The 16,220-nt window shown below is 56.8% G+C and carries 12 protein-coding genes; all 12 read right to left on the reverse strand.

Annotated elements, in window-relative coordinates; translation table 11 throughout:
• Positions 1-571 precede the first annotated feature (571 nt).
• The gene (locus tag EXN68_RS27110; protein WP_077768168.1) at positions 572-901 is read right to left on the reverse strand and encodes a hypothetical protein; all 330 of its coding nucleotides are present in this window, start codon (positions 899-901) and stop codon (positions 572-574) included.
• Between the two features lie 64 nt (positions 902-965).
• Entirely contained in the window at positions 966-2,840 is a 1,875-nt protein-coding gene (locus EXN68_RS27115; RefSeq protein WP_077768167.1) for a LysR family transcriptional regulator, read from the reverse strand.
• Between the two features lie 52 nt (positions 2,841-2,892).
• Positions 2,893-4,218, reverse strand: coding sequence for an MmgE/PrpD family protein (locus EXN68_RS27120; protein ID WP_077768166.1), 1,326 nt, complete (start codon positions 4,216-4,218; stop codon positions 2,893-2,895).
• Between the two features lie 92 nt (positions 4,219-4,310).
• A complete protein-coding gene (locus tag EXN68_RS27125) occupies positions 4,311-5,096 on the reverse strand; it encodes an amino acid ABC transporter ATP-binding protein (protein ID WP_077768165.1) in 786 nt (261 codons plus the stop codon).
• A gap of 1 nt (position 5,097) precedes the next feature.
• On the reverse strand, positions 5,098-5,865 hold the full coding sequence (locus EXN68_RS27130; RefSeq protein WP_012475919.1) for an amino acid ABC transporter permease: 768 nt from the start codon (positions 5,863-5,865) through the stop codon (positions 5,098-5,100).
• Positions 5,866-5,952: 87 nt separating this feature from the next.
• The gene (locus tag EXN68_RS27135; protein ID WP_012475920.1) at positions 5,953-6,675 is read right to left on the reverse strand and encodes an amino acid ABC transporter permease; all 723 of its coding nucleotides are present in this window, start codon (positions 6,673-6,675) and stop codon (positions 5,953-5,955) included.
• Between the two features lie 141 nt (positions 6,676-6,816).
• Positions 6,817-7,716, reverse strand: coding sequence for an ABC transporter substrate-binding protein (locus EXN68_RS27140; RefSeq protein WP_012475921.1), 900 nt, complete (start codon positions 7,714-7,716; stop codon positions 6,817-6,819).
• A gap of 157 nt (positions 7,717-7,873) precedes the next feature.
• Positions 7,874-9,835 (reverse strand): hydantoinase B/oxoprolinase family protein, encoded by a 1,962-nt coding sequence (locus EXN68_RS27145; protein WP_077768164.1) that lies wholly within the window; start codon positions 9,833-9,835, stop codon positions 7,874-7,876.
• Positions 9,836-9,837: 2 nt separating this feature from the next.
• Positions 9,838-11,889 carry a hydantoinase/oxoprolinase family protein gene (locus EXN68_RS27150; RefSeq protein ID WP_012475923.1) on the reverse strand — a complete coding sequence of 684 codons (2,052 nt, stop codon included), beginning with the start codon at positions 11,887-11,889 and terminating at the stop codon, positions 9,838-9,840.
• Positions 11,890-12,149: 260 nt separating this feature from the next.
• A complete protein-coding gene (gene hutC / locus EXN68_RS27155; protein ID WP_161596396.1) occupies positions 12,150-12,899 on the reverse strand; it encodes a histidine utilization repressor in 750 nt (249 codons plus the stop codon).
• 203 nt (positions 12,900-13,102) lie between these two features.
• Positions 13,103-14,632: a histidine ammonia-lyase gene (gene hutH, locus EXN68_RS27160; RefSeq protein ID WP_012475925.1), complete on the reverse strand. Its 1,530-nt coding sequence runs from the start codon at positions 14,630-14,632 to the stop codon at positions 13,103-13,105.
• Between the two features lie 182 nt (positions 14,633-14,814).
• Positions 14,815-15,762, reverse strand: a complete 948-nt coding sequence (locus EXN68_RS27165) for a cucumopine synthase-related protein (RefSeq protein ID WP_204814888.1) — start codon at positions 15,760-15,762, stop codon at positions 14,815-14,817.
• Positions 15,763-16,220: the final 458 nt, after the last annotated feature.

Raw genomic sequence — 16,220 nt, forward strand, 5'->3', positions numbered from 1 at the left:
ATATGGAGGATTGCCTTTGTTGAAAGCGTGATCTCTGCAACGAGCTGTCGGAGGTCGGGAGCGACTTGCCTGCAGGCCATGTGTTATGAACAAGAAGGTGGAAGCAAATAGATGATGTTAGGAAAGGGTGGGATTGCAGGGTGGGCAGGCACGATACTTATAGTGGAAAAAGGTATGGAGCAATTTCGCCGAAATCTGGGTGGGCCTTCTAAATATTGGGCGGGCCGCCCACGTAACTATAATTGCAGGGGCCCACCAGGTTAATTGCGTGGCCGCGTTGATTGGGTGATATTATTACCTAACATGAGATTGTTATTTGACAGGATATATCCCCTTGTCTAGTTCGTCAGTTCGTCAGTTCGTCAGTTCGTCAGTTCGTCAGTTCGTCAGTTCGTCAGTTCGTCAGTTCGTCAGTTCGTCAGTTCGTCAGTTCGTCAGTTCGTCAGTTCATTAACATTGCTCCGCGCTTGCCTGATTTGAGAGGTTGTCTCTGCACGGGTCTGCAGCGACATATGGCTACGAGGACCTACCTTGCCGATGAGCCGTATCCATCCGGCGTAGGCCGCGGGGTTTATGATCTCGGCTCGTCTGCCATGATGCGTTCGATCCTTTCGGGATCACATTGCTCATCGACGCGGAATTGCCGGACACCGCCCTCGCAGGTGCGGATACCGGCGAGGAATTCCTTTAAGCTCTCGATGCCCCGGTCGGTGAAGGTCGTGACGCCCTCTTGGCTGCCGTCATGGGCATGGATCATCTCGCCGTAATCGATATTGTCTGAGTTGCTGGCGATTTCCTGGAGGAGTTCGAGGTTCTCGCCGATCAGCGAAGCAACATAATCGATCGTGTAGACATGCGTCGGGCGCGCTGACCTTGCCCCGTTGTGAGCCGCTAAGCGCATTGTCCTCACCACCAGCTCATGTGCTGTAACGCGCGAAGCTGTCGCAGGCTGTACCCTCTATAAGTTAAGGTACAACTCTGCCGTTGGATGAATTAGCCTCCTGAAACGCTTCCTTTACGTGGCTGATCAAAGCACGTTCAGTCTCGTTAAGCGGCGTGGAGGTGGAGAATATTGCCCATAGTCGCCGCGGCGGGACTAAATGGTCGAGAGAGAACGTGTCCACGATCCCTGCCTCGATCTCCTTGATCATCACCGACGCTGGCAAGATCGTGCCAAGAGGTGAACGACGCAAAACCGAGACGATCAGAGGTACCGAACCCAACCGCATTACCGGCTCGAGCTGCACAGTAGACTTCGCAAGTGCCGTCAGAAGAGTTTGATGCATTGTGAGCTGTGAAGGTGCCAGAAGGAGCGGGATGCTCCTCAGCTCGTCTGCCGAAACTCTCTCGGCCTGAGGCGCAAAATTCAGCTTCCTATTGACGATCAGGACGACGTCTTCGCTGCGGCCAATTAGTAGAGAGCCTACTTGCGGATCGATCCTACCAACGACAGCAATATTGAAACGGCCGGTTAGAACGCCATGATGCAGTACATGTCGAGGGCCCTCCACAACCTCGATTTGGCAGTTCGGAAATTCATTGTGAAATGCGCTAAGCGCCACGGCCATGCATTCGGACGTCAAGGAATCTGCGCTCCAACTCACCGGTAACGCAATCCGAATTGATTGTTCAAAGGCCGCAGCTATGTGGCTTCGTTCGCCCAGAGTGTCGTTGAAAGCCCTCTCAACGCCGACAAACAGCGAATGCAGCCTTTCAGCATCATCGGTCGGTTCAGAACCGGTCTTCTTCCGGTCGATAAGCCTTGTCCCGAGCGCATATTCGATCTGTTCAAGCTGGGCCGGTATCATCGGAGCAGTCCGTCCGGCGACGCGGGCAGCGCTCGCCATGCTGCCGGTCTGCACCACACGATTCACGGTAGAAATCTGCTTCAGGCTAACCTTGGGATGGAAATTCGTGGCTTCGGACCAGCCCGAAGGGGCCTCGACGCCTTTGCGGACATCATTTAGCAGATTTAACAGAAGTTCATGGTCGTTAGAGAGCTCTGCGGTCACGCAGCACGACGGACTGCGAATTACCGGAACCGCAGTGATGCCCTGGATGCGAAGACGCTGGGGTACAGTCAGTTGGGGCAGAAGTAGATCCGACTTGCGGATGTCGTCGATGAGCCCTCGGAGATCCTGCAGACTTCGATCGGTGGTGGAAATCCGTGATGTCGCGATACCGCTGGAGCGGTCGAATTTCGTGTCGCTTTGCAGTGTACCCGGCAGATCGGGAATTTCGGTTTTTGGAGCAATGTCACCACGCTCGGGTCGCTCCCCAACCGTATGGGTCAGCCTCGTCCAATGGTCTGGAGCAACGACAACAGAAGGTCCGGATACCCCAGTACCGATGGTATGTTGGATCTTGAGCTGCCCGAGTGGCACCGCGTCTGACAGAAGATGGCTGGGACCGTTCTGCATTCCGAAGGCGCCAGTACCCGTGAAGATCAAGTCTACATAAGGGTGGTCGGGTTTGGAATGGAAGCGGCGGATCGCCGTGATTACAGCGTAGGAAATTGCTGTCCAGGTATAGTCAACGTCTAATTTGAGGATGACGGGCGCCGAAGGCGCCGCGCTGCCGCCAAGTTTGGCATGACTCAAATATTCCTCGGCAAGGAGGAGACGAACACTGCGATTGTACAGCCAGACCGCCGAGCGTAGCGGAAAGGAGTTACGCCCTTTGCGACCAAAAAGCGTCACTCCAATCTGGGCTTCGAGCGTGCTGAGCTTGGCACTCAATGCCGATGGTGTGAGACCAAGCTTCGCGGCCGCATGCGCCATCGTTGGACTGTCGCAACTGACAACGAAAGCTGCCAGATGCGGAAAGTCGATCTTGGGCATACTAACCTCGGATGAATGTGCGCATCAGAACCTTGCGCGAGCTCTGGAGACCCTATGCTGAAAAGATATCGGACAACCGGGTTGCCTTGTCCAGATCACGGATCGCCCAAACATGCTTTCCGAAATCGGCCACCCTCGACTGCCTTGCGCGGGAAATGCCTCCCGCCAGTTTCCTGGTGATTTCCTCCCATCCGGCTGGATCGTCGGGCGCCCCTCGCGGCACACGCCGCCGCTCGGCCAGTCGCTTTCCGTCCAGGAAGACCACTTCGATGTCGGGGTTGTCCGAATCCTCACTCCGCGCGAACATCGCCACCTTGACCAATAGCTCGGAAACGTCCTCATGTGCGATGGCGTTCGTTTCAAAATCGTTCAGCGTTAACTCGCCTTGGAGCAGGGCGGTCGCCACCGTATAGTTCATGCTGAACTTCGCCTCGATTCCCGTTCTCGGCTTCGGAAAGCGCAGATAGCGGATGCACTCGTCGCGGACGAAACAGTTGATCCGTTCGATCGCTTTGATGTCGAAACCAGACAGCGCTCGGATCGTCAATGCGCCATCAATTGCAAGATGGGTGCAGCTGCAGCAAGGATAAAGCTTTACTGCAAGGCCGGGGGTAACAAGTTCCCAAGGGTTGCCGAGAGCTGGCAACGTTGCTGCTGATCCGCCTGTGAATGCATCCAGGAAACCGGATGGTGCCTCAAGGATGCCAGATCCGGCCGTGAAGTCGCTTTCTGCCAGCTTTGCAGCAAGGAAGCCAGCTTGAGCGGCCCGGCCGCAATGCAAACTCTTCGTCATCGTTCCGGTGTTGCCAAGGATGCCCCCGGCAAAGGAGCACGCGATCGCGAGTGCGTGCTCCGTTTGGCGCGCGTCGAGGCCACGCAAGTTGGCCGCAGCGCCGGCAGCTGCGAGAGTCCCGAGCGTCGACATCGTATGCCACCCTTGGCGCGTATGTGCGCTGCCCACTGCGATGCCAAGCTTGCAGGCGATCTCGATCCCGACTGCATAGGACCGCAGGAATGCCCGGCCGCTCGCTTGCGTTTCGAAGGCCGTCGGCAGCAGCGCACTGACGATCGGGGCACTCGGATGGCCATTCATCGAGAACTCGCTCGTATCATCAAAGTCGTCTGCATGCGCGCAGGTGCCGGTCAGAAGAGCCGCCAGTGCAGGATCGCTCCAGCAACCTAGACCAGGGACGGGAATGCCCTCCCGATCGTTCCCTGGTGCGCATACTGCAACGAGAATTTCTACAGGCCGAGACGCCGTGCCAGCATATATGCAAGCGAGTGTGTCGGCCACATGGATCTTTGCGCGCTCGGACACAGACTGAGGCACTTCCCGCACATGGGCGATGAAGTCGGAAAGCTCGGCTGTTATGGACATGACAATGTTCGGACTTGTGCGCCTTGGAAATGAAGAAAACAGGCCATGTCTTGGGCACCTAGCGGAGACGCCGGCCGTAATTCGCCAACTGTTTAGGAGATTCGCTCCAGGAATTCGGCCGTGCGAGCGTTTTGGGGGCGACCAAAAATCTGCTCTGGTGGCCCCTGTTCAATGATGGAGCCCTTATCCATCACAACGACTCGGTCGGCCACCTCTCGTGCGAAACCCATTTCGTGAGTGACGACGATCATGGTCATGCCCTTGCCGGCGAGTTCTTTCATGACAGAGAGAACTTCGCCGACCATTTCCGGATCAAGTGCGCTGGTCGGCTCGTCAAAAAGAACAATCTCGGGCTTCATCGCGAGAACGCGAGCAATTGCTACACGCTGCTGCTGGCCACCCGAGAGTTGCGCGGGATACTGATCTCGCTTATCGGCCAATCCGACGCGCTCCAGCAGGGCAATTCCTTCCTGGATCGCCTCTTGCCTCGGGCGCTTTAGAACATGAACGGGAGCCTCGATGATGTTCTGCAGAGCGGTCAGATGCGGAAATAGATTGAAGCGCTGGAAAACCATGCCAACATTCCTGCGGATTGCGGCCTTTTCCTTCTCGCTGAGTGGGACCTTTTTACCGCCTGCGAGCTTGTTGCTCACAAGTGCGCCATTCAGGTAGATCTCACCGCTCTGGATTTGCTCCAGATGATTGATACAACGGATAAGCGTCGTTTTGCCGGAGCCGGACGGACCGATGACGACAACGGTCTCCTTAGGTTGGACCGTCATTGAAACATTCTTGAACACGCTCAGGGTACCGAACGACTTGCTTACGCCGCGGAGTTCCACGGCAGGTGCCACGCTGGCTTTGGATTGATCGGCCATTTCAGGTTTCCATCTGTAACAGGTTGGGGGCGTTCGACTCGGGCTCGCGCGCAGCAGTGCGAGGACTCCAGGACAGCCGGTTCTCGATCCATTGTTGAAGGACGGTCCACACCCCGGTCAGCACGAGATAGTAGACGGAGATCGCCGCATAAACTTCGAAGGTCTTGAAGTTTTGCGATCGCAGGCTGTCGGCGACGTGTACGAGTTCTGGAACGGCGATGACGCTCAGGAACGCAGTGGTCTTGAACATCATGTTGCATTGGTTTCCGAGCGAGGGGAGGATGATGCGAAGCGCCTGGGGGAGGATGATCCGGCGCATCGCCAACGACGGCAACATGCCCAATGCCTGTGCGGCCTCGCTTTGTCCTTTCTCGACCGATCGGATGCCGGCCCGCGTGATCTCGCTCATATATGCTGCTTCGTGCAAGCTGAATGCGAATATGCCAGCGACAATCGCTCCGCTGATGGAAAACGCCGGCGTCGTGATTGTCGACGGGAAGATGTCAACACCGATCAGGTAGGGCAGCCCAAAATAGATTAGAAACAACTGCACGAGGATAGGAGTTCCTCGGAAGAACCAGACGTAAAGCCAGTTGAAACCTCTAAGCGCGCCATACAGGCTCAGTCCGAATAGTGCCAGGAACAGTCCCGCAATGATCCCGACCGCCATTGATGTGAGAGTGACGGAGACGGTGAGCCAGACAGCATATATAAGCTGCGGTGGTGGCGAGAAAACCAGCTCGAGGAAATAGTGCAGGTCAAAGTTCATGATTGAGCTCCCGGAGCAACTTCGCCGCCTTCATGAGACCGAGTGGCGTTCGAGCGACTACGCTCGCCGAATTGGGTGCGGACCAGGTCATATCGAAACGAAGCCCTTTGAATAACGCTTCTCCAATGCTTCTTGGAGAAAGCTCCAAGCGGTTGTGAGCGCGAGGTAGTAGATCGATACGCCGAGATAGACCTCGAAGGTTTTGTAGGTCACTGAATTCACTGCGTCGGTGATAAACAGCATCTCTGGAACCGCGATCAGGTACAGCAACGATGTCGCCTTGAACATGCCGTTCATCTGATTGCCAAGTGGAGGCAACATGATGCGAATTGCCTGTGGCAGAATGATCCGCTGCATGAGAAGCCCCGGCGTCATGCCGACGGCCCTGCCGGCATCCCACTGGCCATGGTCGACCGAAGCGATAGCGCCGCGAGAAATTTCGCTGAAGTATGCCGCCTCATGGAGCGCGAAGGCGGTCACCCCCGCGACAATCGCCCCGCTGATCGAAATGAAGCCGAACAGATGCACGTCCTGCGGAAAAAGATCGACATTCGTCAGATAGGGGAGGCCGAAATAGATCAGAATGACCTGCACAAGGAGCGGTGTGCCGCGAAACACGAAGATGTAGGCGCTGTTGAACCAGCGGAGCACGCGCCATCGTGATAGTCCGAACAGGGACAAGACAAGCCCCAACACCACACCGATGACCATGGACGCGAACGCGACCAGAACCGTCGTGAGCAGACCGCGCAGAAGGGCGGGCCGGGGATTGAAGACAAAATCCAGGAAAAAGGCGATATCGAACTGCATGTCGATAATGTCCCCGTTTCTTATTGTGTTCGAGTTCCGTTGCCGAGGACCTTACCTCTTGCGCGGAGGGCTGCCGCCGAAGCGGCAGGCCAGGAGTGTACACCTACTCGAACCTATCGAGCGTTGGGCATCTGCGGAAAATCATGGGCACTGCTTGTCGTTGCGGCAAAGCTCGACATGGCCGTCCATGCCCCAGGTCTTGGCGGCCTGCTCGACATAGCCGCTTTCGTAGAGAGAGACATAAGCCTTGCGTACGGCTTCTTGCAGCGCAGGGTCGTCCTTGCGAAGCACAATACCGATGGTGAGGGGGTCGATCGGTAGACCGCCGATCTCATATTTATCGCCGGTGAGCTTCTTGAAGTAGGAGAGTGTCATCGCGTCGCTCACGAAAGCGTCCACACGTTTCAGATCGAGCTGCCGGAACGTGACCGTATTCTGCGGATAGGACTGGATCTCGATCGGTGGCTTGCCTTCGGCGCTGACCTTGGTGTTGGCTTCCTTCAGTAGGCGTTCGTTGGTGCTCGAGACCAGAACCGCGACGCGGTGTCCTGAAAGATCCTCGTAAGTCTTGATATTGAGGGGGTTTCCTTTCGGGACAAGGAGGCCCATCCGCTCGCGCACGTACTCCACGAAATTGTATTTTGCGACGCGAGCTAGACTTTTCGAATTGTTCGACATGACTGCATCGCATTTACCCGTGTCCAAAGCAGCGAAGATACTGGCGAACGGATAGTGGACGACTTCGGTTTTGATACCCATCGCCGGGCCAATCGCCGACATTACGTCAACATTGAAGCCTTTCGGCGTGACGCCGTCTTCATCCAGGAAGCCGCCGGGGGGATTGCCGAGTTCGGTGCACATGACAATCTTGCCGGCCTTCGCCAGTTTTTCGGTTGGCTCGACGCTCTTCGTGATTCCCGAAGCCGCCTGGCTGTTTTCATATGCTTTGCCTTCGGATGGCTCCGCCGCCTTTGCTGCCGGTGCGATACAGACTCCGGCAAGAAGTAGATTCACGATCAATGCGTAAGAACGAATTCTCATTGTATTCCCCTTTCTTCTTCACGATGTTAGATCGTTTTCACTACGCGGGACGCATCTCCTGTGATCGAGAATTACGTCCAGGTGTTTTGGTTTCGGCAATGGGCGATGGTCGCTGGCTATTCTCCGCTGTTGTTGTCATGGACGCACCGCTAAGCTGTCATTGCTGCAAAAGCCGGTTTTCCTCCGCGAGTGCATTCGGGATTAAATCGAGCGTCGCTCTTTTGCTTTCCTTGATGAAGCGCGAAACCGTATTGCGTACGAGGGTTGCTCTGACCGAAGCGTCATAATCAAAAGAACGGACGGCCAGGGCAGCCCGGACGTCGATGGGCCAGATGGCGTCGAACGCCTGTCGCGTTTCACAATGCGAGAATCGGTTGTTGCCCTTGATCATGGCCGACCTGGCTGCCTCAGTGGCCTTCATATCGATCGTGAAGTCATCGCGAATTACCACCCCGTAGGCCGCGCGAGCTTTTTCAGCTGAGACGACGCCCCGCTTTACGTCCGCGAGCACAAGCTCGGGATCTCTCTCTGACGCTGGCCCAAACCCGCCCCCCGCCGGAGTGATCAGGCGGACGACGTCACCCCGCTTGAAGTGGAGAACGTCAATCTTGCCGATCTCACGTTCATCCTTCGTGTCGGGGTTGACGATGACGCGCGCGAGGGATCCGGCTTCGCCGCCCATGATACCCCATGGAGTGAATTTGAGCCGATCCATGCCGCGCACCGTCATGACGGCCTCAACGTCGGTGTTCTCCAGATCCAGGACCACCGAGGCGCCGCTGCGCCAACGACCCGGTGCCTGGCTGTCGATGACAAGGCCGTATCGTTGAACGCGCATGATAGTTTCGACTTCGATAGTCTCCGCCGGCACGGTCAAAAGTGAGCCCGACCGGTTGTCGACGCCATCGATACCGTCGTGTCCTATTTTACCGCCACCGCCGCCGCAAATTGGATTGATCACGCTCACACGCTTGCCGCCATGAAGACGGTCGCGTCCGGTGACCACGATGATCCCCGACATACCCGGGCCAGCTGCGGCCAGTCCTCCGGGGATTGCGGCGTTCAAGCAACCAAGCACAACGTCGTAGACGCGGGTCGACGCGGTGACGCGTGATCCGCCGGCGGCTGGGAAGTTCGCATTGATGATCGTTCCGCGGGGAGCGATGATCTTGACCGGCCGCAGAAGGCCACGGTTCCGGGGAGCGTCTGGCGCCTTTGTCAGGATATAGTAGATTAGCGATTGCAGGGTATAGGGATGTGTGGTCGAGCCAGTGACATAGTTGAAGGCTGCGAGGACCTGAGGATCCGTTCCGGTAAAATCAAACAGTAAATCGCTGCCGGTGACCGTCATCTTCGCATGGATATTGATGAATTCACCGGCCTTCATACCCTCAATGTAGTCGGCGAACTCGTAAATTCCGTCGGGAATTTCGGCGATAACCTCCCGGGCCCTCGCTTCTGATAGGGCGAGCGTTGCATCCATCCCGTCGATGACTTCCTGCGTCGAATACCGATCACAGAGTTGGCCGAGACGCACATCCATGCTCTTCATAGCAGAGAACATTGCTTGGATATCGCCCCACAGCTCCGATGAGATGCGGCTGTTATCGAGCAAAATGTTTCTGACGGCCTCGTTGAGAACTCCCTCGCGATACAGAAGCACGGGGCGGAGCCTCAGCCCCTCCTGAAATGTTTCCGTAAGTGTCGGCGCTATGCTTCCGGGAACCGCGCCGCCGATGTCTGAGGCATGCACGAAGGCCCATGCCAGCGCTATGAGCCGGCCGTCGCGGAAGATCGGATGCACCAGCGACACATCCATCATATGGGTGACCATGCCGTCGCTTGAGAATGGATCATTGGTTATGATGCAGTCTCCAGGCTTCAGGGAGGAAATTGGGATATCACCGAGACCGCCCTTGACCGACAGTCCGATGAAGGCGCTGACACCGGTATTTACGGGGTAGGCGAATGCTTCACCCTCAGCATTTGCCAATGCGCACTGGAAATCCTGAACGAGCTTCACGAAGGTTGTGTGAGCCGTACGCTGAAGGGTCGAGGATGCTTCTTCGACGATCGCGTTGAACCGGTTCGCCATGATTGCAGTTTGTACGGGATCCATTTTTACTGCCTCCGCGTCAGTGCGAGTGCGCCGGTTGCGAGGGCGCTCGCGTGAAATGCTGCTGGTACGAGGACGGTAGAATCGTCCTCCTCGATGACGCACGGCCCCTTGACCGTGCTGCCGACAGTCAGGTCCTTGCGCCGATAGGTGCTGGCGGAAGGATGGAGCTTTCCGGCAATGCGGATGTCGCGCTGCCCAACGGGCGCAATTTCAGCACGAGGCCCAAGTGGAGCGTGCTCGTCTGGAGGCATAGGCAGACTGCCCCGGACACGCACGCGCAGTTCAACGAACTCCACTGGCGCAGCCGTGTCGCAATGGCTGTAAAGCCGCAGATGCTCATCATGGAAACGATTGGCAATAGACGTAAGATCGGGAAATCTGCCATGACTGACAGGCACTGCGACCGCGACTTGGAATGACTGTCCCCTATATCTCAGCTCGGCCCAGAACTCGTGTTCCACCGAAACCAGTCGGGATCCGTCGATCTGGTTCGATAACCAGACCAGGGTCTCATCCTTGAGCTTTTCGAATTCCGCCGCCACGAGTTCGTCGGTGACGGTCGAACCCTGGATCACCGCAATGACATCGTGTGTAAGTGAAGTCACGACCCCGCCCCGAGCGCAGAAGACCGAGGGAGCGGGCGGCACGATGATCGAATTGATGCCGACCTCATCGGCCAGAAGCGGACCATGTAGCGCACCATTGCCGCCGAATAGCACGAGGGTGACGTTTTGCGGGTCGAGGCCATGGGCGGCAAGATAGGGCAGAATGCGGCTTACCATATTGGAGGTAGTCACCGACAAGCACGCGTCAGCCGCTTCGGCAGTCGAGACGCCGAGCTGCTGCGCCACGGAGGAGTAAGCAGAAGCGGCGCGATCGACATCGAGGCGCATCGCGCCCCCGAGGAAATTCTCGGCGTTCAGATAACCGCACAGGAGGTAGGCATCCGTAACCGTCGGCATGTCGCCGCCGCGGGCAAATGCAGCCGGTCCAGGAAAAGCGCCGGCACTCTCCGGACCGACTCGCAATGCAGGACCATTCAACCGCACCAGAGAACCGCCGCCGGCGCCGATCGCTTCAATTTCGGTAACGGGCAGGGTGATCGGGAAATCGCCGACCGCGCCTTGTGCCGTTACCGTTGGTTGGCCCTGGCGGACCAAAGAGACGTCCGTACTTGTGCCGCCCATGTCGAAGGTCAGCATATATTCATGCTTATTGGTGCTGGCGATGGTTTGGGCGGCGGTGATGCCGGAAGCAGGACCGGACAATAGGGTATGCACCGGAAAGTTCATGGCGTCGGCGAGGCCAAGCGCGCCGCCGTTTGACCGTGTCACGTAGAGGCGCGCCGAAGTCAGGCGCGAGTTCACATACTGCTCAATGTCGTGGAGATAGGACTTTACACGCGGCTTGACGTAGACGTTCAGGGTTGCGTTGACCGCACGCTCGTATTCGCCCATGCGAGGCCAGATGTCGCTCGATATGCAGACATCGATTTCAGGTGCCGCCGCCGTGATGATGTCGCGGACCTTTCGCTCATGTGTAGGATCGCGGAAGCTGTGCAGGAGGACTACTGCTATGGAGGACACACCTTCGGCGCGAACCGCGGCTACGGCCTTCCTGACTGCGCCTTCGTCTACCACGGTCAACACCTCGGCATCCGCGCTCAATCGTTCGGGAACCTCGAAGACCAGGTTTCTGGGCACCAGCGGCAGGGCGCGCGATGAAAAGAGATCGATCGGGTTCTTCAGACGCAGTCGCTGCAGCTCAAGGATGTCCCTGAAGCCTTCCGTTACGAATAGCGCTACCGGTTCAGCCGAGCGTTCGATCACAGTGTTCGTGCTGACCGTCGTTCCGTGCATGACGATGACTTCGTCGCCATCCTCAACCTCAAGCGCCTCCAGTAGCGGCTCGAAACCGTTTTGGAAACCCTGTGCGAAATTCGGTGGAGTAGAGGGCACCTTCAGGCGCTTGATCCCTTTTCCGGAATCCGCTCGCCATCCTACGAAGTCGGTGAAGGTGCCACCAATATCCACGCCAATCCTAACCAGTGCCATCGAATATTTCCCATTTCCTCACTTGTCTGAAGGCAAAACGATACCTGCATGGCCCGTGGGGCCACGTCGGCAAGTCATCTGCATTCAGCGTTTGATGAGCTATCTTGAGACAGAGCATCAGAGTTGCGTAGTGCAGTTTTATTAAATTGGGTGCATAGTTTTTTTGAAGTGGATGCCGCCTCGGATTCTTGGCGGCACTTCTTGTCACAAAAAACAGCGCCACAGGGCGCTGCTTGTTCCTTATCGTTCGAAGTCGCCGCTTATGGACCGACGGGAAGCGTATTCGGTTTGAAGCGGACGACGAACCGGTGACGGTCGCCAGGGTAGATCAGGCGCACGAATGTGATTAAGTCGCCCTCCAGCCAAGTCCGGCGCGCAATCGAAATGCAGGCCGTGCGCTCGACCACCTGTAGCCTCCTCGCCAGGATCGTATCAGCCGACACGGCGCGGATTGAATGCTCGCCTTCAGTAAAAGGGATGTTCTGAAGCAGCCAGCTTCCAGGCGGTTCGTCTTTGAACTGTTGGCGTTCGGCCTGTGGAACGGCGTCAAGATTGATCTGCCGCGTTTCCATTGTGAACGGAAGATTGTCGGCATAGTGCATAACTTCGAGGGTTAGGAGCCGTGTGCCAACCGGGACTCCTACATGCCGCGCATCGAGCGCGTCGGTGGCCTTTCGGATGCTGCGATCGGTAATCTCGAACGTATAGGTCCTGTCGATTGCCAGCACTTCTGCGCGGATATCCTGAATATGCATCAGCGGCTCTTCAATACGCGGCGGCGCGACGAAGGAGCCGGAGCGGCGCTTTCTCGAAATCATGCCCGAGGCTGCAAGGCTCGACAGGGCCTTGTTCACCGTCATGCGGGAACAATTGTAAATATCAACCAACTCGCGCTCAGGCGGGATGCGGAAGCCGGAGCCCCACTCGCCAGTGGCTATCTTGTTTTCGATGTCACGCTGAATCTCCAGATAACGCGACGACGCCTGTTTGTCTGTCGCGACTTCATCCATTGCTGGTCGATTCATTGTTAAGGAAGCGAGCATCAGTCACCAGTCGTACCTCTTTCACCTGTATTACAAACCTTTTATTGGTCTATAACATATGGTGCTTTGGCCGTATACCAACCGTGCTCATCGCAACAGCTCAATAAACTTTCTGAACGTCGGGAAGGGAACGCAGGGAGCCGCCCCTTCCCGGCTTATTCAGTCGAATATTAGAGCAACGGCAAAACATCCTTCGAAACGGGCGTTGCCAGGCGGCCGGTCGCAACGAGCTCCGTCGCGCGCTTGAGGTCTTCGGCCATGTATCGGTCGTCTTCGAGTTTCGGCACGGCGGTGCGAATAACCTTGCGAACTGCATCGAGCTCCGAACTGGAGGTGAGTGGCGTTCTCAAGTCAATACCCTGGGCTGCGCTCAGCGCCTCGATGCCCACAATCGAAAAGAGATTGTCGGTCATCTGCAGGAGACGCCGCGCGCCATGGCAGGCCATCGACACGTGGTCTTCCTGGTTAGCCGAGGTAGGGGTCGAGTCGACAGATGCCGGATGCGACATCTGCTTGTTCTCTGACATCAGCGCGGCCGAGGTTACCTCCGCGATCATGAAACCCGAGTTGAGGCCCGGCTTCGGCGTAAGAAACGCCGGCAGGCCATAGCTCAGGACCGGATCGACAAGCAGCGCAATGCGGCGCTGAGCGATCGCGCCGATCTCGCAGACGGCGATTGCAATCTGGTCCGCCGCAAATGCTACTGGCTCGGCGTGGAAGTTGCCACCGGATACGATCGTGCCGTCGGACAGGACGAGCGGGTTGTCCGTCGCGGCATTGGCTTCGATCATCAACGTGGCGGCGGCTTGACGTAGCAGATCGAGGCAGGCGCCGGCGACCTGAGGCTGGCAGCGAAGGCAATACGGATCTTGTACCCGCTCATCCCCCTCTTCATGGCTAGCGCGGATTTCGGAACCCGCCAACAGCCTGCTCAGCGCGCTGGCCACGTCGATCTGGCCCTGGTGGCCGCGCAGGGTGTGGATTTCTGGATGGAACGGCGCAGTGGAACCCATTGCGGCGTCCGTCGATAGCGCGCCGGAAATGAGGGATGAAATGAGAGCTCGGTGGGCGCGAAAGAGGCCGGCCAATGCCAGCGCCGTCGAGGTTTGGGTGCCATTGATCATGGCAAGACCTTCTTTGGCCTTCAAGACGATAGGGGTGAGGCCCGCCTTTGCCAATGCCTCTTTGGCTGGCATGACCTCACCGTCGAACTTCGCCTGACCTTCGCCGATCAGCGCCGCAGTCATATGGGCGAGCGGAGCAAGGTCACCGGAGGCTCCGACCGAACCTTTCTCCGGAATAATAGGGAGAACATTCTTTTCGAGCATCGCGGAGAGAACGTTTATGACCTGTGGTCGCACACCTGATGCACCCCTGCCGAGCGAGATCAACTTCAGCGTCATGATGAGGCGAACGATACCGTCCGGGAGTGGCGCTCCAACCCCACAGCAATGTGACAGGATCAGATTGCGCTGGAGGGTTTCAACGTCGTCGGCGGGAATGCGCACACTCGCCAGTTTGCCGAAACCGGTATTGATGCCGTAGTGAGCGATATCTCCCCCAGCGATCTCGGCGACCTTGTCGGCGGATATCTGCACTCTCTTCAGCGCCGCGGCATCGATCACGGGTGCGAGCGTGCCATCATAAACGGCAGCCAGGGTTTCCAATGAGACTTTTCCGGGAACGAGCGCGTGGGCCATGTTTAGAACCTTTTAGGGGGACAGGAGATCCAGAGGCATACATAATAGCCATGCGTCCTCTATTTTGTATATACCAATACGAAAATGGACCAAATGTAAAGCGCCGCGCAGCAAAAATACGAACAGCGGCTCTAAAGAGGTGCCGCTCTAATGCCGTCGTGGTGGCAACGGATTGATTATGTTCACTGAACCGGATTGAAACGACCGTGAAACTCTTGCCCGTTGACGGCTCGCCCGTAGAACATTCCTAGATACCACGGGAAGTAATGGTAGGACCACGCGCATAGGCGATTGCCATACATAATGAAGGTGCGGAGCAGTGTTTTGAGTTCTTCCTTGTCGTCCGTCTGCTTCATCGCCATACGAAGTTTGTTCGAGAAATCCAGCAGCGTGTTAAGACCGGAATAGCCGAGATACTCCGAATACGCGGGATCGAATGCTTCAACGGCGGCCACAAAGTCGTCGTGCGAGAGCGTATCGATAAGTTTGAGGAGCGGGTAGGCGGTGTACATGATATAGTCGCGGAGCATGCCGTTGGCGAAGTCCCAGGCAGTGAAAAACTGACCGTAGGTCCCGGTATCGCCGATCTGTCCCGTTCGGATCTTACGCAGATCCTCCGGCTCTACCGTCTGGATGCGCTTGGCTTCGGCGTAGAACTCGGCTGCGACGCCCTTGAGGTTTCCGAAGCGGCCCTGTCCATTGAAGGCTTCCGCGGGATCGTGTGGCCTTACCTCTACGAAGATCCTCTCCTTCGCGAAGAACAGATTGTTCCAGATGGCTTTGCCGACGATGGGAAGCAGATGGTGGTATTCCGGACGTACCTGTCCCAGCACCGGCTGCGCCAGGGGCTCAAGGCCCTTGCCATACTGAATGGAAAACTTATTGCCGGTCGCCTGGGAGTATCTCAGATCCCCAACGGCACAATCGACGATCCGCCGACGCAGCCGCACCGGCGCGGTGCTGATCGTCGGCGTCCAAGCATATAAGGACTCGCCGGAAACGACGGGATGAGCCTGCATCACCTTGAATGGCAGGTCCTGCCAAAATTCCTCGCACAATTCAGGGTTATCATCATCCGCCAATTCAGCCACGACCGTGATCTGAAGTTCCGGCCACGCGATATCGATCAATCTTCCCATTTTCAGCGCGCTCCGAAGAAAAATTCGAGCCAGTGAGACCGCGCCCCGAATAGGTATATACCATAGAGGTTGCTCGGCTGGTCGCAACGACGAAATCGCCTTAATCGGCGCTGAGCGAAAGAAAATTCCCATACAAAAAGGCGTATTTGTCTATTTTTGTGCAATTTTGGAATGATGTTAGAGGAATATTTCAGTTTCCGGATCGAGGCGCGGTCGTTTTCTGGCCCGTCAAGCCGTTAGTTTTTGGGCTAAACGTATATTTTCCTAAGCGGTATGCCGGACGAAAATATTAAATGGTCTATACAAAACGGAGTTTATGGCTATGCTAATCCGAGTGGAGGTCACCTGCCACGCACAAGATCAACCATAGGATTCTGAGAAATGTCGTTTAACAGCTTGAGTGACGTCGTTAAGGCGGTGAAGGAAAAGACGGCTGCTTATGAAAGCAC

Origin of the sequence: Martinezella rhizogenes, from assembly GCF_007002745.1 — a bacterium.
In the GTDB taxonomy this organism is placed as follows: Bacteria; Pseudomonadota; Alphaproteobacteria; order Rhizobiales; family Rhizobiaceae; genus Agrobacterium; species Agrobacterium cucumeris.

What these genes read in the sequence shown, in the direction of transcription:
- EXN68_RS27150 (WP_012475923.1), bottom strand. Translation starts at nt 11,889, where the DNA reads ATGGCACTGGTTAGGATTGGCGTGGATATTGGTGGCACCTTCACCGAC.
- EXN68_RS27125 (WP_077768165.1), bottom strand. Translation starts at nt 5,096, where the DNA reads ATGGCCGATCAATCCAAAGCCAGCGTGGCACCTGCCGTGGAACTCCGC.
- EXN68_RS27145 (WP_077768164.1), bottom strand. Translation starts at nt 9,835, where the DNA reads ATGGATCCCGTACAAACTGCAATCATGGCGAACCGGTTCAACGCGATC.
- hutH (WP_012475925.1), bottom strand. Translation starts at nt 14,632, where the DNA reads ATGGCCCACGCGCTCGTTCCCGGAAAAGTCTCATTGGAAACCCTGGCT.
- EXN68_RS27130 (WP_012475919.1), bottom strand. Translation starts at nt 5,865, where the DNA reads ATGAACTTTGACCTGCACTATTTCCTCGAGCTGGTTTTCTCGCCACCA.
- EXN68_RS27110 (WP_077768168.1), bottom strand. Translation starts at nt 901, where the DNA reads ATGCGCTTAGCGGCTCACAACGGGGCAAGGTCAGCGCGCCCGACGCAT.
- EXN68_RS27140 (WP_012475921.1), bottom strand. Translation starts at nt 7,716, where the DNA reads ATGAGAATTCGTTCTTACGCATTGATCGTGAATCTACTTCTTGCCGGA.
- hutC (WP_161596396.1), bottom strand. Translation starts at nt 12,899, where the DNA reads ATGGATGAAGTCGCGACAGACAAACAGGCGTCGTCGCGTTATCTGGAG.
- EXN68_RS27135 (WP_012475920.1), bottom strand. Translation starts at nt 6,675, where the DNA reads ATGCAGTTCGATATCGCCTTTTTCCTGGATTTTGTCTTCAATCCCCGG.
- EXN68_RS27120 (WP_077768166.1), bottom strand. Translation starts at nt 4,218, where the DNA reads ATGTCCATAACAGCCGAGCTTTCCGACTTCATCGCCCATGTGCGGGAA.
- EXN68_RS27115 (WP_077768167.1), bottom strand. Translation starts at nt 2,840, where the DNA reads ATGCCCAAGATCGACTTTCCGCATCTGGCAGCTTTCGTTGTCAGTTGC.